Below are 20,266 nucleotides of genomic sequence, written 5' to 3'. Positions count from 1 at the left end.
TCCGCTTCCGTTCCTTGCTTCATATACGCGCGGAAAGGAAAGAGAGTTCGTTTTTTTGAAAAAAAAGATGAAGGCGCTTTTTTGGAGACGTAGGAAGCTTGAGTTCGCGTTTCGACGTATTGACGTGCAGCCGCGGGAAAAGCAACGAAAGAGAGCGACTTTGGTCCCGGAAACCCGTCGTTATGAGGATGAGATGTCCCAATCGTCGGCAATGGAACAGGACATCCCGCTCATTTCTATTATAGATTCTCGCGAATGCCCAGTCAGATATGATAAAATACATATTAGAAAAATGAGAACGTATGATCTGTTTGGAGGAGGAACGCTATGACCATCGAGATGATCAAGCCGCCTGCGGAAGTATTGCATGAGCGGGAATTGGCCGCATTGGCCGCAGAAGGACTCGGCAAACGCCCACCCAATTGGAAGCTGTCTCCCGCCGCTGTACGCGACTTTTTGATCGGACGGGAAAAGCCGGTTGAGCTGGATGGAGAAAAGATACATATTACGCGAAAGTTTTACGGGAACGATGTCTTGATCGAGCGGGCGGTCGTGACGCTGGCCGGCAACCGCGGACTCATGCTGGTCGGCGAACCGGGCACGGCCAAGACGATGCTGAGCGAGCTGCTGTCGGCGGCGATCTCGGGCACCAGCACCAACACCATTCAAGGCACGGCAGGCACGACGGAAGATACGATCAAGTATTCCTGGAACTACGCCATGCTGCTGGACAAAGGACCTTCCGAAGCCGCGCTCGTGCCGTCTCCGCTGTACCAGGGGATGAAGCATGGCTTGATTACCCGATTTGAGGAAATCACCCGTTGTCCGTCGGAAGCGCAGGACAGCCTAATCAGCATCATGAGCGATAAAGTAATGAATATTCCTGAACTTGCGGACGGCGTGCTGTTTGCCAAACCGGGCTTCAACGTGATCGGGACGGCGAATATTCGCGACAAAGGGGTCAACGAGATGAGCAGCGCGCTCAAGCGGCGCTTCAACTTCGAGACCATCCGCCCGATCGAGAACGTCAAAATGGAAGCGAAGATCATCGAATCGCAAGCATCCAACCTGCTCAGCCACAGCGGCGTCGATATTGAGGTAGATCCGGACGTCGTGGAACTGCTGGCGACCACTTTCATTGAGCTGCGTACCGGACGCACGCGCGAAGGCTATAAGATCGAGGTTCCCCAGGCGGTCATGAGTACGGCCGAAGCGGTATCCGTTTATGTCCAGAGCGCCATGACTTCCTACTATTATGAAGAAGGTGGTCTGTCGATGGAGCGGCTGGTGCAGAATATGCTGGGAACCGTCGCGAAGGAGAGCACCAAGGACTTGAGCGTGCTCAAGGCTTACTTCTCCAAAGTGGTCAAGGAGCGCGCGCGTACCGAAAGTCTATGGGACGCGTATTATAAGGAGAAAAAATGGATCGGCTGAATCCGGCGGCGGAGAGCGAAAAGCTTGCGCTGCCTCCTGATACGGAGGCAGAGCTTGCGAAGCTCAAGGCCGTATTTGCGGAAAAAGTCTTCGATCTGAGCGGGCCGGTCGTGCATTTTCCGATTCGGCATCATAGTCCGGCTTGTTCGTATCATCTGCTGCGTACGCTTGAAGACTATCAACCGGACATTGTGCTGATTGAAGGGCCGGAGAGCGGGAGCCCGTTAATTCCGGTACTGGCCGATCCGGCTACCCAAGCCCCGGTCAGTCTCTATCACGGGTATGAAGACGAGAACGGCCGGGGTTCCTGCTATTTCCCGATGCTTGATTATTCGCCGGAATACGTGGCGATCCGCGAAGCGTCTGCACGGGGAATACCTGCGCGCTTTATCGATCTCGACTACCGGGGACGACGGGAAACGGCAGACGAGGGAGGCAAAGCGTCCGCTCAGGACGAGGCGTTGCTGGCGGGTTCCGATTTCATGGGGCGGCTGTGCCGAACCAGCCGCGCGCGCAGCTTCGATGAATTGTGGGAGCGGGCTTTCGAGGTCGGGGGCTTGAGCCGGGATACCCGGGAGTTTGTCCAGAGCGTGTTCACCTATTGCACGTTGTCCCGCATGACTTATTCGTCTGAACGTTTAGCGTCGGAAGGCGATCTGGCTCGCGAAGTCCGAATGCGCGAACATATCCGGGCAGCGCGTGCCGAGTATTCGCGCATATTGGTTGTAACCGGAGGCTTTCATACTTACGGGCTGATCGTCGCTGAACCGGAGGAAGTACCGGAATCGTCAGCCCAGGGTAAAGCAAGCGCTTCGGGAGACGTCAATACGATTCAAACCGATCTCGGCGCCCAAGCAAGCTCCCAAGAGGCTGAAGTTATTCGCAAGCAAATGTACCCGATGGTATTTACCTTCGAGGAAGCCGATCGACTGAACGGTTATGCCAGCGGTATGCCCCATGTCGGATACTACGATCGAACCTGGGAAAAGATCGTCAAAGGCGAACCCAAGCCCTACGACCGGACAGGCCTTGAGCTTTTGTCCCAACTCGGCAAAGAGCTTCGGGGAGAATCCGAAGCGGTATCGACCGCGGACGGCATTGAAGCTTACGGTATGATGCAAGGTTTGGCGGCGCTTCGAAACAAAAGCCAGGGCGGTGCCTATGAGCTGATGGATGCGGTGACGGCTTCGTTTATCAAAGGCGAACGTACACGGGCATCGGATCGCCCGTTGGAAAAATTGCTCGGCTTGATGACCGGCGACCGAATCGGGGAAGTCGCGCCGAACGAGTTCGCGGTGCCGATCGTGGAAGACTTCAAAAAGCGTGCCGCCCTCTGTCGCCTAAACGTGAAATCGACAGGCCGGCATCGCCGGACGCTGGAGCCTTACGCCAAGCCTGCGCATCGCGAAACAAGCCGGTTGCTGCATTGCGCCGAGTTTCTCGGTTCGGAATTTGCCAAGCGCGAATCCGGACCGGACTGGATTGCGCGGCGGGATATGAATCTTGTGCGAGAGAGCTGGACCTATTCCTATTCTTCGCGTACCGAAGCCCGTCTGATCGAAAATTCGATCTACGGGGGAACGGTGGCCGAAGCGGCAGAAGCCCGGATCGTCGAAGAACTGGACAAAGTGCCCGAGCATCATAGCGGCGAAGTTGCTTTATGGTTGCTGCGAGCATTAGTGATGGGGCTGGAAAGCCTGTCGTCACGCTTGTTTGAACGTCTTGAATCTGCGTTGCGCCAGGACGGCAGTTTCCTGTCGTTGTGCGATACCCTCGACAATCTGGACCGGATTCGCTCGCACCGCAGATTGCTGGGCGTCGTAGACGAGGTTCGGCTGCGCCGATTGGCGAATGAATCTTATGCCGCCTCCGTATCGCGATTACCCGGACTGAACGGTCTGAATCCGGACGAGCAGCCGCAGGCGGTGGAAGGGCTGAAGCTGCTTTATATGCACGCTGTCGGGCGAACGGACGCTGTGGAAGGCGCATCGGCAGCGGACGAGAATTTCCGGGACCGCTTGAACGAGTTGCTGGCGGTATCCGATCTGGCTCCGCGGCTGGAAGGAGCCGTCGTCGCCATTTTGGTTCGTCTGGGTGAGCGGGAGCGAAGCGAAATCTCGAATCGGGCACGTGCTTATATGCAGGGTTCGCCGGATCAAGCGATCAAGAGCGCCGAGTATTTGCAGGGCTTGTTCGCCTTGGCACGGGATGCGTTGATGCAAGACGATCAATTGATTGCCGATCTGAGCATCCTGCTGGAACGACTGCCGCATGAAGAGTTTTTGCGGATGCTGCCGGAACTGCGATTGGCCTTTACCTTTTTCACGCCGCCGGAGACGTCGCGCATCGCGGCAAAAGTTGCCGGATTACATGGTATTCCGGCTTCGCGTCTGGAAATGCCCGCCGTCGATGAGCATACGCTGCGTACGGCGCGGGAGCTGGATCGGGCGATACGGGAGGAGTTTGCCTTATGGAAACTGGAATGAGCACCGAGACGTTGAATCGTTGGCGGTTGCTGCTAGGCCCTTCAGCCGATGAGGCATTGAGCGAGACGGAGAGTTATGCCGCGGACAGCTTCGCTTACCAAGATCTGGACGAGCTGCTCGGCTATCTGTACGACCGCGAATACGGCGAAGAGCAAGGATACCGGCGCAAGCAAGCAGGACGCGGCGGCTCCAATCTGACCGTTCCGGGCTGGCTGGGCAAGGTGCGCGAACTTTTTCCCAAAGAAACGGTCGAAATTTTGGAAAAGCAGGCGCTGGGCCGTTACGGTCTGAACGAGCTGCTGACCGATAAAGCCGTGCTCGAATCGCTGGAGCCGAACATGAACCTGCTAAAGAACATTTTACAGTTCAAAGGTCGAATGAAAGGCGAAGTGGTCGCGAGCGCCAAAGAGATCGTCCGTCAGGTGGTCGAGGATCTGCGGCGCAAGTTGGAGTCCGACGCCAGAGCAAGCATTGTCGGCAAGCGCAACCGCTATACCTCGGGACGTGTTCGCACGCTGCGCAACCTCAACATGAAGAAGACCATTTCCCGCAATTTGAAAAACTATGATCGCGAGAATCGACGCTTCGTCGTGGATCGGCTTTATTTCGACGGACGCGTTCAGCCTTATAACAAATGGCATGTCATCATCGCGGTGGACGAGAGCGGCAGCATGTTGGATTCGGTGATTTACAGCTCGGTGATGGCCAGCATCTTTTACCGATTGAATTCGCTTAAAACCAGCCTGTTCGTCTTCGATACCCAAGTCGTCGATTTGAGCGGGCGGCTGGAAGACCCTGTCGATGTGCTGATGAGCGTGCAGCTCGGCGGAGGCACGCACATCGCCAAAGCACTGCGCTACGGCGAGACGCTGATCGAAAATCCGGGACGCACCTTGTTTATTCTGGTCAGCGATCTGGTAGAAGGGTATCCGGTGTCCCAGATGTATCATGCGGGAAAAGATATTCTCGACGCGGGCTGCCGCCTACTCGTGTTGACCGCGCTCGATTTTGAAGGCCACGCGATGTACGACGAACATGCGGCGCGCACATTCGCGGATATGGGGGCGGAGGTCGCGGCGTTGACGCCGGATGCTCTCGCCGAATGGATTGGACGTATCGTTAACTAAATTCTATTTTAGGAGGCTTACTCATGAGTTTGCAAAACCATACGGTTGATCCTTTGATCGAGAAATTCGCTAAAGCTTGCTCGGACGATTATTCGCTCGCGGTAGATCGCAAAGATTCGATCATCGATTATGTGACGGGGGCGTCGGAAGAGTTTCCGGACATGCTCACAGGCTCCAATCGGTATCTGTATCGGACGATCGACGCGCTGGAAAAGCTGGGTCGGAGCGAAAAGGGAGAAGTCTTTTTCCGGGCTGCGGCCGTGCTGCTCCGGACGATGGGCAACGGCGGATACGGGTATCAGGAAAGCGCGCTGTACCGGGCTTGTACGGATGAACTGCTGGTCGGCATCAACTTGGGCGCGCGCCAAATCCACGATGTGGAAGAACGGATGGAAAAGTCGCTTCAACGTCTTCGCTTGATGTATATGCACGTGGGCGCCGAGCATATCGAGAAAATGTTCCGTTCCCGAATCAGCTCCATGCAACAGAACGGCAAATCCGTGTCGCCGCTGGAGACGAGTGCGGATACGCTGGTGCTGTTGAAGCTGTATGCGCAGATCGACTCGGCATTTGCGGATGAAATGATCCTGAAGCTGCCGCATTCGATCCAGGCATTGCTTGCCGGGGATGCCGAACGTCTGCGCAAATATCTGCTCAAGGCGATTGAACCTTTGGCGATCCGCCAACTTCCGCTCAAAGACACGCTGACGCAGCTTGATCTTGCGCCTGAGTTTGTGGAAGCCAGACGCTCCGCGCTGAGGGCCCGTCTATTCCCGGATTCGACGCTCGATCCGAACGAGCAGCTTCGCCGGGAGCAGCAAAATGCCGTATTGACGCAGCTACGCATGGCCTTTTATTACATACTGCTGCTTAACGGCGGCAAAGAAGGGCTGCTGAAATCGTCATCGGAGCTTGATTTGGCGGTGCTTGATCTGGTGCGCGACGTGCATGAGATTCTGCCGCTGGAGATGCGTGCCGAGCTGTTGTTGATGGAAAATACGGGCAAGGACCCCGATCTCGTACTGGACGGCGTCGTTCGTACCGATGAACCGTTTGCCTTGATTGCTACGCTGGCACGGGAGATCGACAGCTATATGCCAGCCTGGAATATGCTGCGGGCCGAGCTGGTCAAAGACACCAAGCGTGCCCAATATCTCTTTTCCATCTTGCGCCGTCCGATGCTCAAAGCTTACGTGTACCGCGTGCTGCTGGACGAAGGATGCGCACCGGAGAGCGAAGGCGGCATCGAGAAGCTGGTGCTCGAAGCGCTGTCCGACAAGCTTCACGGCAATATTCTCGGTCATAGCCTGGCGAAATATTTGGCGGGGGAGCTGTCGCTCGAAACGTATGCCAAGCACAAACCCTCCCGGGATTGGGACGACGTCAGGGGCAACGACACTCGCCGTCGCAATCTGCTGATCGCCGTAACCTTCCTGTCCGAAGACTCGGAGTTGTACGCCAAATTCGTCAAGGTTGCCGGACATCCCGAGATCGGGACAGCGTCGTTCCTGTCGTATCTGTATCAGTCTCCGGTCTTCAACGGCGAGAAGCTGCTGGCGCGGGTCGAGGCAGATCCGGATGTCGACGGCGAACGCCTGCTGCTTCGTTTGCTGCTGCTGAACGGACTGAACCAGTATTATTATGCCCGGGTTCCGGAGGAAGAGCTGCGGAGCATCATCCGGCACCGACTGCCCGCCAGTCTGGACTTCTATAATGATCTGCAAGGCGAAGTGCGGCAGACGGTCCTGGAGACGGCTCTGTCGGTCAGCGAAGAAGAGAACGAGGAGCTGCTGATTCAAGCGCTTCGCATGGGACTGGGCGATTCGTCCAAACGTTCCCGCGAGATTGCCCGTGCCGAACTGATTCGCCGCCCGGACAAAGATTTGTATGTAAAGCTGTATCTGGCGGAGAAAAAAGCGAGCGTGCGCGAAGTCGTGATCGATCTGCTGCGCGGGATTGTGGGCGAAGGCGAAGCTTACGAGCAATTGCTGAAAAAAGAAAAGTCCGCGGCGTTGAAAGCTCGTTTGCAAGCGTTGTCCGATACGCTGGGCAAGCCCGCCGAATATGCGCATGCTGCGTTGGCTGAACACGCGGACGCCAAAAAGCTGGCTCGTCTATCTTGGTTGTCGCTCGATCAGTTGCCTGAGCTTCACGGCAACGACGGACATAAGCTGGCTGACGGAATCAAATCTTACGTGCTGACGGAATCCGTTGATTTTGCGTCCGAGCCGAACCCGCGTCTGGACGAGGTTGCGGAATATGCGGATACGGCGTCGCTTGCCGCGTTCACGACCGAGGTTCTGCGTATTTGGATCGACGCTCAAGCGCCTGCCAAAGAAAAGTGGGTACTGCCGCTTGCGGCTCGTTTTGGCGGCCGTGACGTGGTGGACTTGCTCGGCCGTCAGATCAAGGATTGGGCGGAAAGCAGCCGAGGCGCGATAGCGGCCGATGCCGTCCGCGCGCTGGCGTTCATGAACGATGCGGCGGCGCTGATGACGATCGACCGATTGGGACGCTCGATCAAGAACCGCCAAGTCAAGGGGGCGGCCGAAGAAGCACTGCAACTAGCGGCCGAGAATCAGGGTCTGACCAAAGACCAACTTGCCGACCGACTGATCACGACGCTTGGCTTTGATGAAAAAGGAGAATTAGTGCTGAGTTACGGAGAGCGTTCCTTCACGGTCAAAGTCAGCGCCGATCTTCAATTGTCCGCCGTGAACGACGAGACGGGCAAAGCCGTGAAAAGCCTGCCTGCACCGGGACAAAAAGACGATGCGGAACTTGCCGCGAAATCCAAATCCCGTTTTACCCAGCTCAAAAAGGATCTCAAAACGATGGTCGGCATTCAGGCGCAGCGTCTGGAAGAGTCTCTCTCCAAGCAGCGTTTGTGGACCGCGTCGGAGTGGACGGATCTATTCGTAAACAATGTAGTGATGCGCCGCTTCGCGGTCGGTCTGATCTGGGGCGTCTACACAATCGGCAGCGAAGAAACGACGGTCGTAGACACGTTCCGCTATATGGAAGACGGCACATTCAATACGGTAGACGAAGACGAATATGAACTGGCCGAGACGGCGAAGATCGGTCTGGTGCATCCGCTGGAACTCGACGCCGAGACGCTGAGCGCTTGGAAAACGCAGTTGGAAGACTACGAGATCGTGCAGCCGTTTATCCAGTTGAATCGCCCGGTGTATTTGCCTGAAGAAGATGATTTGGAGCGCCGCACCTACAGCCGTCTGCCGGAAGGCGAATATTCGCCGACAGGCTTCCCGAAAGCGCTGGAGAAATACGGTTGGGTCAAAGGACGGGCAATGGACGGCGGATTCTACAACGAATTGTTCAAGTCATACGGCAAACTGATGGCGCGCCTGACCTTCAGCGGTACGAGCATCGCATACTACGAAGGCATGGAGGACGTCTCGCTTGAAGAGCTTGAGTTTTTCAACAACAAAGGCGACGACTATTACTACACCTCCGCAAGCGGTCATCCGATGAAAAATGTACCGAACCGCGTATTCAGCGAGACCGTCTACGATATTCTGCGTGCAACCGGGCAGTAAGCCCGGCGCTGGGCGGAAAGAGCAGAAGAAAGGCAGGCTGCAAGCATGACAAGTCATGAACGCGATTCGGAGAAAGGAGCGGCGCAAGCCTCCCTTTCTGCGGATTCCGACGTAAGAAAGTTGTTTTTCCATGAGGACGATTACTGCATGTTGGAGCTGGTTCTGTTAGGACAGCAGAACGAAGTGGAAGAAGAGATGGGGCACATCGCCACCTTTTCGGAAGAGCATCGTACGGAAGCCGGGTATACCGATGTTTATGTGCGAAAAAGCGACACGGACGGTCTGACCGAACTTGGCATTCGCATTGCGGACATTGAGGCGGCAGTGTCATCGTTCGCTCAGCCGTACGATGTCGTATCGACGGGCTATGGTTCTTCGTACCGCGTGGAATGTCCTCAGATCCGGGCTTTTGGACCGAATGAGGAGACCGTACTTTTTTGCGAGCATAAGGACGGAATCTTATATAAAGCCTGGCTGACGCTGGAATTCGAGGATCGCGATCGGTATGAATGGAGCCTCAAACTTCTGCGCACGCTGGCTGGCCTAGCAACGCTTGCGTTGGCCGATTGGAGCTGGGGCGTGCATCTTGAGCTTCGGGACGATGCGGCGCTAGCGGCGTATCTGGAGAACTATGTGGACGAAGCGGAATAGATACTTAGCAGCGTTCGGACACTCGCAATCAGACGCAAGAGCGGAGGTGAATTCGAATGAGCGGAAGCGATATGCAGGAGAGGTTTGCAAGACTGGTTGCACTCGGTACAGAAGATTATTTGATCCGTTATGCCAATAAGGGATTGTACAACAGAGCGCTTAAAGATATGGAAAAAGGCGTTACGGTTCATTATGATTTTAGCGAAAACGAAGTGATTTGTACGCTAAGCGACGACACGATTTGCAAACTGACCGATTCCATCGATTCGTTTGTTTGCAGTTGTCCATCGGATAAAATCTGCAAGCATGTGCTAATCGGGATTTTGGATTATCCGCGCTTTGCGGATAGTCAGGATGGAGGGGTCTCGGAGAACGAGCAAGAAGCTGGCGCGAAGCCTGAGGAATACAGTCTGGCTAACGATGATGGAGCGCCAGCAGATTCCGGGGGCGAAAAAAGATCGGAAACGCTCGGGTCGGATGCTGCGGCTGCGTCAGGAAGATTCTCAGAATCGGAGCCGCCGATCCTGGATTTCAGTTGGCTGACGGAACGGGAGATTGGCGAGCTAGTCGCGCCTTTTTCAACTTCGAGAGTGGAAGAGGCCGCGTTTCGGTTGCGATATGTGGAAGAACTGGAGGTACGCGAAGGCTCGTTGCTGGTCATGCAGATGAAGCGTTCCGGCGTGGAGGTTGCTTTTACCGATACACCCGAGGTTGATCGTGCTTTATGCGCGGTTTCGGGTACGGACGGCGAGATGTATAAGCTTGAAGCACTGCTGCGTTACCGGGCAAGCAAAGGGTTGAACGATAGCGACGCTTTAGCGGCAAAATTGTCTCCGACCGAATTTCCGCCGGAAACGCTGGGCGAATTCCGCGAAAGCATCGGCGAGCTGCTGCGTAACGGCCTTGCGCGTTTGCCGTATAGCTTCGCCGATCGTTTCGAGCTTCTCGCAATCGCGGCCCGCAGCAGCGGATTGCCGAATCTGGAGCGCGAAGCGCGCGGGATTCATGGCGAACTGGAGCTGTTTTTTGCGCGTCATGTTCGGTTCTCGGCACGTGTGCTGTTGAGCCGCCTGTCTCGCGTGAGCCTGATGCTGGATGCGCTCGAGCGCGAGATCGGCCCGGCTCGCCGCGCGCAATTAGCCGGACGCTTCCGGGGCAAATACTATACGGTGCCAAGGCTTGACCTTTATGCGCTGGGAGCCGAGCCGTGGGAGACGCGTTCGGGATACCGAGGGATTACGTATTATTTCTACTGCGGCGAAGACGGCGGGATGTATACCTATAGTCAGGCCCGGCCTGCTTATTACGAGGGGGCCGAGTTCGACTTCTCTCGATATTATCGCGAGCGTTCCCCGTGGAAGCCGGATCTGTTGATGAAAGAGGCCAGCAGCTCCATGCTGTCCTTCCGCGCCGTCAAAGTGAGCAGCGAAGGGCGTTTATCCTCCGGAGGTTCACCTGTACTGACGCTGCCGGAACGGCCTGCGGTGGAGTCGTTCGACTTTGGGAAACTACGGGTATCTTCTTTTGCGGAGCTGGCATCGGAGCCTGTTCAAGTGGGCTTGTTCGGTGGGCTTCCGCGGCGCTTCAAGCTGCTGAGAGCGGCAGGGATCGAAGGTTCGGTCTACGATCGCGCCTCGCAAGCTCTTAAGTTTACGGTTAGAGATCCGGACGGCGAACGATTAGAGCTGGTGTTGCCGTATCACTCGGATTGGAGTGCGGCGATCACTCGCTTGGAATCGGGCCGAGGACTGCCGAGCGAAGATGAGTTCTATATCTTTGCGTCGATCAGTGAAGAAGGCGTGTATCCGATCAGTTTCCTTCAAGGCAATCGACTGTTGAATCTGAAGCTGGACGGATAGGGTTGTTCAAAACGGAGGAATAGCGCATGAACGGGAAGAACGCAGGGGGAATCGAATTAAATCGTCTGCTCAGCCGAGTGGAAGATTGGACAGAGGATCTGCTGCTGCGCGGAGGAAGTCAGTTTGCTTTGGAAGATGCCAAACGACTGGAAGCGTTAGCGGATGAAGCACAAAAATTAGGTATGGAGCTGTTAGAGGATTTGCTGCGTAAGCTGGGGCGATCCGGGGAACAGAGTCGACTTGCCACTTCTGATGTAGAACATGCAGAAACGTCGAAGTTCGCCGGCTTATTTTTTCGTCTATGCAGTTATGCAGAGTTGGCTAGACAAGGCGTTGGCGGATCGGGCGAATCCCCGGGTGCGGACGAGGCAGTCGAAGCTGCTTCTGCGGAAGAGGACGCGGACGTTTGAGTGGAAACAGCCGCGCGTTGGTTTGAAAGCTCTCTTACGCGCGGCGTCGCATTTGCATAGGGGCCAGCGAATCGTTCGGCAACAGGATCGCGCAGTCTATTTTTCGACTTCACCGACTTTAGGCGTTGTAACGGATCGTATAGCCGTTACAACGCCTTTTTAGGTTGCGAAAATTTTTTAACGGAACGAGGGGATGCTTAGCGAGAAAAAAAGGCGAAAAAACGAGGATTTCAGCCCGGTTTTTCCCGCTAACGGCGTGTCGTTCCGTTAAAAATCCAAATCTGCTCAATAACCGTTTTAAGCGCCACCTCGTTCCGTTAACGTTTTAAAAGCTCAGAAATATCGCCGGACATCTTTTGCTGCCTTTCCGCGCGATATTGGAATCGTACCTAAAGCTTTTACGATTTCAGCATCGCTGAATACCTGCTTGAAACGTGCAAGTATTCGCCGCTGGCTTCGTCACTTTCCCTTGACGTGCTCCGTCACGCCTGCGGTGTGCGTCGAGTAGGGAATAGAATGGCGGCTGAATCTCATTCTATTCAAATACCTGCAAATATCCATCTAATCTTCTGATATCGACGATTCCAGAATAAATAACGACAAATATACAGTTATTCGTTTGGTTTTTACTTTGCATCAAGATTCAATCGTCAAATAACTGTAGATATGTATTTATTTCAGTCGTTGGCTATCGATCAGATGAAATAACTGTAGATTTGCAGGTATTTGAATTTAGGGAGTGTCTTCAAGTCTTCATGGCGGCAGTTTTGAAGGCACTCCCTAAAGCGTTACTCATTCTACTTTCATCCATAAAGCGCCGCTTGAGGTGAAGCCTCTGTCTGTTGCTTTGATTTCGACGGTTACGGGAGCGGATTTTCCGGGAGAAGCGCCGCGTAGTTGGTCGGACTTCTCGCCGCCGAAGCCGGATAAGGTTTCCCAACGCGTGGCGCCGATCGGTGAGCGATAACGGCCCGGTTCGATATCGACGCCGACGATGTAGGTTCCGGCTCCGAATTCGGTTTTGAAGGCGCCTGTTTTTCCGGATACGGGTTTCCAGGTTCCTGATCCTTTGGAAATGAAGCCAACGTCCGAAGACTTGATTTCCGCAACGGCAGGTCCTACAGGTTCCGCTCGGACGATCCGGTCCTTCTCCGTGCCCGATTTGCCGGAGGTTCGTTCCCAATATTCGATGTTGCCGATCGAGCGATACAACCCCGGTCGCAAATGTTCGGTAACCAGATAATGTCCGCTGCCGGAAAAGGAACCGTCTGTTCGGGATTGCTCGGACGATTGATCCGGGCCGTTCCATTTCGGTGCTTGAACAGGACGGTTTTTCTCATCCGTTTGAGGTTCTTTGGCTTTGTCCTGCGCGGATTTGTTGCTCGAATCGTTCGAACTTTTATCCTCGGGTCTTTGCTGCTCCTGATTGGCAGGTTGCTGCTCGTCAGTGGATGGATTCTCGGTAGTGCGGGTACCGGAATCGCTTGGCCGCTGATTTTCTTTGTTGACCGATTGATCCTTGTTTTGCGGAGTTTTGTCGTTGCTCTTGTCGACAGGCCGATTCTGTTCACTCGCGGAGCTGCCTTCGCTCGAATCCGTCGCTTCGCTCTCGGCGTCGCCCGCATCGCTTGGCCGACTCCGCTCGTCCGCGGCACTCCCCGCCGCGCTCCGCTCGGCGGGATCGCTTGCATCCTCGCGCGCCACTTCGTCGGCGCTCTCCGCGGCTTCGCCTTCCGGCCGACTTTGCTCGTCGGCCAACCCCGCGCCGGTTCCCGGCTCCGCGTCCGACTCGTCCGGTCGGCCGCGCTCCGACGGCTCGGCCTCGCCGCCGTCGCTCTGTTCCGGCGGACGCGACTGCTCGTCCGCCCCGGACCCGGCAGTCTGCGCCGGGTCGGCTTCCGGCCGCGAAGATTCCGCGGCCGCCGTCCCGCCCGAATCGGCGGGACGGGGGCGCTCGGCGGAGTAAATCCCGCCGTCCGCCACTTCGCCTTGTGCGCCTCCCGAGCAGGCGCTAAGCGCGGCGAGCAAAGCCGCCGAGCCCAAAGCCGCGCCTACTAAGCGCAATATTCCCATTCGTCTCATCTATCGTTCCTCCGATCTTGAAGAATCGCGATCTGTCGAACATCTATCGAGATAAGAAAGGCATCCCTGAACGCCTCATCATAAAATCAGATGCGATGAGCAATGCTCATATCTATAAACGCAGGGTTCGCTTCATGTGTTGCAATCGCGCATTTGCGCGCGTCTTTCATCATTTTAACAGATTCCACCCTGCAAGGCCTGTCGAAGCGGGAAAGCGGCCGCGGCCGCATTTCCCGCACTCGGCGCCCTCCTTAGACGTTGTCGCCATCGCTGCTCCCTGCCTAGGGCGTGTCTTCAAACCTGCCAACGTGCAACTTTTACCGCCTTTTCATCCTAGGAATCGTCTTCATTTTTACCTAAATTTTTATCTAATATTGAGCAAATTGTGAAAAGACCTGAAAACGACCCTGCCGCTGTTGGCGTAAGCATTGTCGAATCTTGGATGCGGGCGTATAATGGAGGCATCTAAGATTTAGGTATTCAAAAAAAAGAGTATTTTGCAGCGAGAAAGCATTTTTCTGCACATTCATGTGAAATTAGGTGCAAAGTACGGATTAGGAGTTAGGCCATGAAAGGCAAGATGATGAAGAGGGGTGACTTGATTCTGATCGGAATCGTGGTCATTGCGGCGCTTGCTTTTATCGTTCCGCGTTATTGGGGTGGCAATGAAAGTGAAAAAAATCACATCGAAAATCGCTTCGTGCATATCGAGGTGAATGGCGAAGCTTACCAGACCCTACCGCTGACGGAAGAAGAGCAGGTCGTCATGATCAAGACCGAAGACGGATTCAATCAGATCAAAATTCACAACGGAGGCGTAGAAATGATCGATGCGGACTGTCCGGACGAATTGTGTTTGGGATTTGGGTTCGTAACGCGTCCGGGGCAGCAGATCGTGTGCTTGCCGCACCGCGTATCGGTCTTTATCGGAGTCGAATCGGGAGAGGAGCTGGAAGTCGATGACGTCGTTGGCTGAAGAATCGTTGTTGCTGAAAAAGACGGTCATTCTGGCGATCTTCGCTGCGGCGGCGGTCGTGTTGGGCATTATCGAGTCCATGATTCCGGTCGGAAGCTTTATGATGCCGGGCGCGAAGTTGGGCTTGGCGAACATCATGATCCTGACTTGCCTATATTTCTTGAACGGTAAGGATACGCTGATGCTGGTCGTACTCAAAACGCTGCTGACCGCCATGATCCTGGGCACGTTTTCGATGCTGTTGTTCAGTTTGTTCGGCGCTCTGCTCAGCTTCGGCGTCATGTACGGATTGATGAAGATCAGCCGTAAACGCCTCAGTTTGATCGGGATCAGCGTCGCCGGGGGGATTGCGCACAATATCGGACAGCTCGCGGCTGCCGCGATCGTGATCGACTCGCTCAACATTTTCTATTACCTGCCGGTCTTGATGATCGCGGGCGTGGCAACGGGGATCGTGGTCGGCATCGCGGTTCGGTATCTGGTAAACGCGCTCGGCCATATGAAATTGTTCGCGCCGTTCGTACCGAACGAGTATTGATCTGGGCGATGCGGCAGGAAGGGGGAAGCAGCATGGAACGCGAAACAGCGGTCTTGGTCGAACTTCGGGATATCGAATTCGCTTATACGAAAGAAGAAACGGTACTCAAAAGCGTAAACTTGAGCGTTCGCCAAGGCGAATGGATCGCGGTCGTGGGGGAAAGCGGCTGCGGGAAATCGACGCTGGTCCGGCTGTTAAACGCACTGCTGCGGCCGCAAAACGGCATAGTATCCGTTTTCGGCGAAGAATTGACCGAGCATAACGCACCGCTTGTTCGGTCCAGAATCGGCATGGTGTTCCAGAATCCGGACAACCAGTTTATCGGGGAGACGGTCGAAGAAGATATTGCGTTCGGACTCGAAGGGCTGTGTCTGGAGCGTGCGGAGATGGAGCGGCGAATTGCAGCCTATACGGATAAGCTGAACATCTCTTCGCTTCTGCCGAAACATCCGGGCGAACTGTCGGGCGGGCAAAAGCAGCGTTGCGCGGTTGCCGCGTGTCTGTCCATGGAGCCGGAGATCGTCGTGTTCGACGAAGCGACTTCGATGCAGGACGAGCGTTCGCGGCGCGAGCTGCTGGGCGTGATCCGAGGAATGAAGGAACAAGGGGATTACACGATATTCTCCGTCACGCACGACGTGGACGAAATGCTGGCGGCGGATCGAATCATAGCATTGCAAAACGGCACGATTCGCGCAGACTGCACGCCGGAAACTTTTTTCAAAGATATAGAGTTATTGCGCGACTGCGGGATCGAGCTTCCGTTTCGCTTGAGACTGGAACAACAGCTCCAAGCACGGGGCATCGAGCAGTCAGCTATCAGTAAGAACATACCGCATAAGCGAGTTAAGCAGGCAGTTGAAGGGGGACACGGTCGTGATCGGCTGGACGAGACGAAACGCGGGGGACCAATCGAATAGCGAAGCGGTAATCCAATTAACGAATGTCGATTACACGTATCAGGCAGGCAGTCCGTTCGCCGCGACGGCGCTGCATGATATCAATATCCGTATTCGCAAAGGCACGCTCGTCGGCATCGCCGGAGGCACGGGATCGGGCAAGTCCACGCTGCTGCAACTGCTGAATGGCCTGCTGCTGCCTACGGGTGGCGCCGTTAAAGTGCTGGACCATACCTTGCTGCCGAATATGCAAAAACCGAGGCTGAATGCGCTGCGTCGCCGGATCGGGCTGAGCTTTCAGTTTCCCGAGCAGCATTTGTTCGAGGATACGGTGGAAAAAGACTTGATGTTCGGCCCGATGAACTTTGGCTCGTCGCGTAAAGAAGCACAGTCGAAAGCGGTTGAGGCGCTCAAGTCGATGGGATTGGACGAAGCGCTGCTGAAGCGTCACCCGTTGACGTTAAGCGGCGGACAGATGCGCAAGGTCGCCATTGCTTCCGTGCTGGCCGCCGGTCCGGAGATCGTCATGCTCGACGAACCGACCGCGACGCTCGACTCGGCGGCGCGCCGGGAACTGATTGCGCTGCTGGCGAGGCTATGCCGAGAAGAAGGCCGGACGATTCTGATGGTGACGCACCGGATCGAGGAATTGATGGAGGTCGCGGACGAGTGGATCGTGATGCACGAAGGCCGCGCCGTTTTCCAAGGAGATGCCGATGAGTTGGCCGACCGTTCGGAAGAGCTGGATCATTGGGGCGTAGCCGTACCCGAACAACTTCGTTGCTGGGCAGAGTGGACGGCTCGGCTGCCGCAGTTGGCGGCTTTGCCGCTTCCCCGCACGGCTGAAGACATGGCGCGTCGAATCGAAGAAGCCGTTCACGGCTTTGAGAAGTGCGAGAGTACGAACATAGCGTCAAAAGAAGGCTCTCAGCAAGAGTCGGCACAGGAATTGAACGACCAAGCCGACTCTTCAATGGACGCACCGTATAGACACGAAAAGGAGGTGAGCGCATGCGTGACAAGCTGATTATCGGACGAATGATTCCTACAGGTTCACGAGTGCACGGGCTGGACCCGCGATCCAAAATCACAGCGATGCTGCTGTTCACGGCGGCGCTCATCCTCTCCAACGGTTGGCCGCAGCTCGCCGCGCTTACGATCTTATCGATTCTGGTGCTGACCGCAACGAAAATTCCGGCCAAAACGTATCTGCGCGCTTTGCGCCCGCTGCGTTGGCTGATGTTATTCGTATTCCTGTTCCAACTGATTGCCGGAGCAGGAAATGGCACTGTAAACCTTGCTGCCGCCGACCCTTTGCTCTGGAGCGGGACATGGGGACCGTTCACGCTAACATCCGCCGTTCTCTCCAGCGCTCTGCTTGCGGTAAGCCGCATGGCGTTATTGATTGTCTTTACCGCCATGCTGACCTTCACCACAACGCCGTCCATGCTCAGCCGCGGCGTCGAAGGCATGTTGAAGCCGCTCTCCCGCAAAGGCACGGGAGCGGAACGCTTCTCGCTCATGATGCGCCTTGCCCTCCGCTTTATCCCGGCTCTGCTGGAAGAGGCGCAAACCATCCTTAAGGCTCAAGCAGCACGCGGCGCAGACTACGAAGAAATGAAGCTCAAAGAAAAAGCCCGCCTGCTCCTGTCCCTGCTCGTCCCCGTCACCGTCGGCGCTTTCCGCCGTGCCGAAGAACTGACGACATCCCTGGAAGCCCGCGGCTACCGCATCGGCGCCCCCAGAACGGCCTACCGCCAACTCATCTGGCGCTCCGCCGATACGTGGTTTACGCTCCTGTTCGCTTTACTGCCCGTAGGAGCGTTGTTAATGCGACTGACCGTATAACCAAACAAACTCGCTTCATCAGATTTTGAGCTTGCTTGCTCGAATCTTTTTAAACACCTACACCCTAAATAGAAGAAGCAATTCCCTGCTTCGATCGAAGCGCCAAGCGGAGGGGGAAATTCAGTGAAAGACGCCTTTGAACTCGGAAAGATTCCACTAAAATTTTAATCGACGTTTCCGAGTGAGACAGCGCCTTGAACGAATTTCCCCCGCAGCGCCCCAGCGCTTCCCCCGAACAGGAACTTGCTTCAAGGAGGAACCACTTATGTCACGTTATTTCCAAGGAAGAGAAGTCGAACTCCTAGCCCCGGCCGGAACCTTCGAGATTTTCGACACCGTCATCCGCGCCAACTGCGACGCCGTCTATTTCGGTGGCCCCGGTCTCAACATGCGGATGATGCGCAAAGGCTACAACTTTACCCGCGAAGACATCGTCGAAGCCGTCAACATCGCGCACGGCCTCGGCAAAAAAGCCTATGTCACGGTGAACAATATGCTCAGCGAAACGGACGTGTCCGAAGCGGGCGAATATCTGGGTTTCCTCGATCGCTCCGGCGTCGATGCCATCATCGTGCAGGACTTGGCCGTCCCGTCGTTGCTTCGCGAGCAAGGGCTGACTTTGCCGGTGCACGCCTCCGTTATGCTGAATGTACATAACGTCGAGATGGTCCGCGCGCTTCAGGAATTCGGCGTGACCCGGGTCGTAACCTCGCGGGAGATGGATCTCAAAACAGCCCGGATCATCGAAGAACAAACCGGCATCGAGATCGAATATTTCGTCCACGGCGACATGTGTTCGGTGCACGGAGCCAATTGCTACATCAGCTCGCATCTGTTCGGCATGAGCAGCAATCGGGGCAAATGCCTCAAGCCGTGCCGTTGGGATTACCGCATGAAAAAAGACGGCTATGTCTACAGCACTCCGTATCCGCTCGCAGCCAAAGACATGAACATGTATGAGCACCTGCCGGAGCTGATTGATGCTCACGTCACTTCGTTCAAGATCGAAGGTCGGATGCGCGATAAAGAATTCATGGCTTCCCTGGTCAATAGCTACGGCGAAGCGATCGACCGCTATCTCGAAGATCCGGTAGGCTTCGAACGCGACGTGGAAAGTGAGAAAATGCACAAGGAGCGCAAACGCGACTTTTCCACGGCTTACGCGTTCGGTACGCCGGGCTTATCCAATATCAATCAGCGCTTTGAAGGCACGGGCAAGTTCTACAGCACAGGCAAAGTGTTCAGCACGCCAACGGCGGAACGCGAGACGAGCGAATCGGCAGTGAATACCGCTCGCGAATGGCTGACGAACATGGCGGCGGAAAAAGCAGCAGCGCTGCAAAGTTCCGCAACAGCATCCACCGCTCCGAAACTCACGGTTCGCGTCAATAATATGGCTCAGGCCAAAGCAGCACTGGAAGCCGGTGTAGACGAACTGTTCTTGTCGGGCGATGTCCTGCTGCCGGATCGGGCTTTCGGCCGGAAAGAAATTGCCGAATTGGCCGCGATCAAAGGCAATACGCGCCTCGTGCTGGCAACGCCGCGCATGATGAACGAAATTCACTTTGAACAATATGATGCTTTGCTGTCGCGCGGCGTACCCGGCTTGGACGCGCTGTTGGTAACCAACATCGGCGCGGTGCGTCGTTTCAAAGGGTTTGGTCTTCCGCTGATCGGCGACCTGTCGCTCAATCTGTATAATCATATGGCTGAAAACATGTACCGCGAGCTTGGCGTAGAACGGTTGACGGCTTCGATCGAAGCCAATTTGCCCGACCTGGCTGCTCTGCTGGGTCGTACCCAAGGAGAAATGGAACTGACCGTACACGGCACGCCAGTCGTAATGTACATGGAGCATGACCTGTATGCAAATACCGAAGTCTATGAACCGATCGCCGAAGAAAGCAACCACTACGTTCGCGACGATATCCTGGTCCTGATGACCGACAAAGGCGAAAGCCCGGTGTACAAAGACGTTCACGGCCGCTGCCACCTCACGACGTCCAAAGAAATCTGCATGCTGCCTATCGTCGCCGAACTAATGCAGGCCGGAATTTCGCACTTCCGCATTGAAGGTTCGACTTATACGCCGGAGCGCTTGGGCGAAGTGTTGGCGGTTTATCGTGCAGCGTTAAACGCGCCGGAACGCGCGGTTGAACTGGCGACTAGCCTTGAGCCGACCTTTGCCGGATTCACGCTGGGCGCATTGGCCTTCCGCCGTGCGGACCGCAGCACGCCGGCGAACTTGCCGACAGCTCTGGATGCGGTCCCTTCGGCAGAGGAAGCGTCGGAAGAGAAGGTCGCGCCTGCCAAACAGCCGGTACTTCAAGAAACGAAAGGGTGAGCGGAATGAATAGCGAACAACAAAATCAACGGCCAAACGCAGCCGGAGCGTT

14 protein-coding genes are annotated in these 20,266 nt (G+C 55.6%); 13 read left to right on the top strand and 1 reads right to left on the bottom strand.

Annotation, left to right across the window (positions count from 1 at the left end):
* Positions 1–333 precede the first annotated feature (333 nt).
* Genes SACSAC_RS07465 through SACSAC_RS07435 form a run of 7 tightly spaced genes read left to right on the top strand, consistent with a single transcriptional unit; the run spans position 334 to position 11,527 of the window.
* A complete protein-coding gene (locus tag SACSAC_RS07465; RefSeq protein ID WP_211251360.1) occupies positions 334–1,434 on the top strand; it encodes an ATP-binding protein in 1,101 nt (366 codons plus the stop codon).
* Positions 1,422–3,920 (top strand): DUF5682 family protein, encoded by a 2,499-nt coding sequence (locus SACSAC_RS07460; protein ID WP_051506947.1) that lies wholly within the window; start codon positions 1,422–1,424, stop codon positions 3,918–3,920. Before SACSAC_RS07465 ends, SACSAC_RS07460 begins: the two co-directional genes overlap by 13 nt.
* A complete protein-coding gene (locus tag SACSAC_RS07455; RefSeq protein ID WP_037285027.1) occupies positions 3,905–5,047 on the top strand; it encodes a VWA domain-containing protein in 1,143 nt (380 codons plus the stop codon). Before SACSAC_RS07460 ends, SACSAC_RS07455 begins: the two co-directional genes overlap by 16 nt.
* A 23-nt stretch (positions 5,048–5,070) precedes the next feature.
* Positions 5,071–8,607, top strand: a complete 3,537-nt coding sequence (locus tag SACSAC_RS26905) for a DUF4132 domain-containing protein (RefSeq protein ID WP_051506946.1) — start codon at positions 5,071–5,073, stop codon at positions 8,605–8,607.
* Between the two features lie 45 nt (positions 8,608–8,652).
* Positions 8,653–9,258, top strand: coding sequence for a hypothetical protein (locus SACSAC_RS07445; protein ID WP_037285025.1), 606 nt, complete (start codon positions 8,653–8,655; stop codon positions 9,256–9,258).
* Between the two features lie 56 nt (positions 9,259–9,314).
* The gene (locus SACSAC_RS07440; protein ID WP_037285023.1) at positions 9,315–11,117 is read left to right on the top strand and encodes a hypothetical protein; all 1,803 of its coding nucleotides are present in this window, start codon (positions 9,315–9,317) and stop codon (positions 11,115–11,117) included.
* Between the two features lie 26 nt (positions 11,118–11,143).
* A complete protein-coding gene (locus SACSAC_RS07435) occupies positions 11,144–11,527 on the top strand; it encodes a hypothetical protein (RefSeq protein WP_037285021.1) in 384 nt (127 codons plus the stop codon).
* 792 nt (positions 11,528–12,319) lie between these two features.
* On the opposite strand, the gene SACSAC_RS07430 is transcribed toward SACSAC_RS07435, so the two are convergent.
* The gene (locus SACSAC_RS07430) at positions 12,320–13,609 is read right to left on the bottom strand and encodes an Rv1352/Rv1906c domain-containing protein (protein WP_156950965.1); all 1,290 of its coding nucleotides are present in this window, start codon (positions 13,607–13,609) and stop codon (positions 12,320–12,322) included.
* A gap of 568 nt (positions 13,610–14,177) precedes the next feature.
* Here SACSAC_RS07430 and SACSAC_RS07425 point away from each other — a divergent pair.
* The 6 genes from SACSAC_RS07425 to SACSAC_RS07400 all read left to right on the top strand — a co-directional run bounded on the left by SACSAC_RS07425 (position 14,178) and on the right by SACSAC_RS07400 (position 20,214).
* The gene (locus SACSAC_RS07425) at positions 14,178–14,585 is read left to right on the top strand and encodes a NusG domain II-containing protein (protein WP_342666450.1); all 408 of its coding nucleotides are present in this window, start codon (positions 14,178–14,180) and stop codon (positions 14,583–14,585) included.
* Positions 14,569–15,123 carry a Gx transporter family protein gene (locus SACSAC_RS07420; protein ID WP_037285018.1) on the top strand — a complete coding sequence of 185 codons (555 nt, stop codon included), beginning with the start codon at positions 14,569–14,571 and terminating at the stop codon, positions 15,121–15,123. The genes SACSAC_RS07425 and SACSAC_RS07420 overlap by 17 nt, the downstream gene beginning before the upstream one ends.
* A gap of 32 nt (positions 15,124–15,155) precedes the next feature.
* Positions 15,156–16,043 carry an ATP-binding cassette domain-containing protein gene (locus SACSAC_RS07415; RefSeq protein ID WP_084777957.1) on the top strand — a complete coding sequence of 296 codons (888 nt, stop codon included), beginning with the start codon at positions 15,156–15,158 and terminating at the stop codon, positions 16,041–16,043.
* Positions 16,000–17,049 (top strand): ATP-binding cassette domain-containing protein, encoded by a 1,050-nt coding sequence (locus SACSAC_RS07410; RefSeq protein ID WP_051506945.1) that lies wholly within the window; start codon positions 16,000–16,002, stop codon positions 17,047–17,049. The genes SACSAC_RS07415 and SACSAC_RS07410 overlap by 44 nt, the downstream gene beginning before the upstream one ends.
* On the top strand, positions 17,034–17,870 hold the full coding sequence (locus tag SACSAC_RS07405; protein WP_037285017.1) for an energy-coupling factor transporter transmembrane component T family protein: 837 nt from the start codon (positions 17,034–17,036) through the stop codon (positions 17,868–17,870). Before SACSAC_RS07410 ends, SACSAC_RS07405 begins: the two co-directional genes overlap by 16 nt.
* Before the next feature lie 265 nt (positions 17,871–18,135).
* Positions 18,136–20,214 carry a peptidase U32 family protein gene (locus SACSAC_RS07400; RefSeq protein ID WP_037285015.1) on the top strand — a complete coding sequence of 693 codons (2,079 nt, stop codon included), beginning with the start codon at positions 18,136–18,138 and terminating at the stop codon, positions 20,212–20,214.
* The last annotated feature ends 52 nt before the right edge of the window (positions 20,215–20,266 follow it).

This window comes from Saccharibacillus sacchari DSM 19268 (assembly GCF_000585395.1).
Taxonomy (GTDB): domain Bacteria; phylum Bacillota; class Bacilli; order Paenibacillales; family Paenibacillaceae; genus Saccharibacillus; species Saccharibacillus sacchari.
Note: the sequence above shows the minus strand (reverse complement) of the source record. Positions and strands in the feature narration are given on the sequence as shown.

Bases quoted from the DNA above. Each gene is read 5' to 3' on its own strand.
- SACSAC_RS07460 (WP_051506947.1), top strand. From the start codon at position 1,422: ATGGATCGGCTGAATCCGGCGGCGGAGAGCGAAAAGCTTGCGCTGCCT.
- SACSAC_RS07455 (WP_037285027.1), top strand. From the start codon at position 3,905: ATGGAAACTGGAATGAGCACCGAGACGTTGAATCGTTGGCGGTTGCTG.
- SACSAC_RS26905 (WP_051506946.1), top strand. From the start codon at position 5,071: ATGAGTTTGCAAAACCATACGGTTGATCCTTTGATCGAGAAATTCGCT.
- SACSAC_RS07445 (WP_037285025.1), top strand. From the start codon at position 8,653: ATGACAAGTCATGAACGCGATTCGGAGAAAGGAGCGGCGCAAGCCTCC.
- SACSAC_RS07440 (WP_037285023.1), top strand. From the start codon at position 9,315: ATGAGCGGAAGCGATATGCAGGAGAGGTTTGCAAGACTGGTTGCACTC.
- SACSAC_RS07435 (WP_037285021.1), top strand. From the start codon at position 11,144: ATGAACGGGAAGAACGCAGGGGGAATCGAATTAAATCGTCTGCTCAGC.
- SACSAC_RS07430 (WP_156950965.1), bottom strand. From the start codon at position 13,609: ATGAGACGAATGGGAATATTGCGCTTAGTAGGCGCGGCTTTGGGCTCG.
- SACSAC_RS07425 (WP_342666450.1), top strand. From the start codon at position 14,178: ATGAAAGGCAAGATGATGAAGAGGGGTGACTTGATTCTGATCGGAATC.
- SACSAC_RS07420 (WP_037285018.1), top strand. From the start codon at position 14,569: ATGACGTCGTTGGCTGAAGAATCGTTGTTGCTGAAAAAGACGGTCATT.
- SACSAC_RS07415 (WP_084777957.1), top strand. From the start codon at position 15,156: ATGGAACGCGAAACAGCGGTCTTGGTCGAACTTCGGGATATCGAATTC.
- SACSAC_RS07405 (WP_037285017.1), top strand. From the start codon at position 17,034: ATGCGTGACAAGCTGATTATCGGACGAATGATTCCTACAGGTTCACGA.
- SACSAC_RS07400 (WP_037285015.1), top strand. From the start codon at position 18,136: ATGTCACGTTATTTCCAAGGAAGAGAAGTCGAACTCCTAGCCCCGGCC.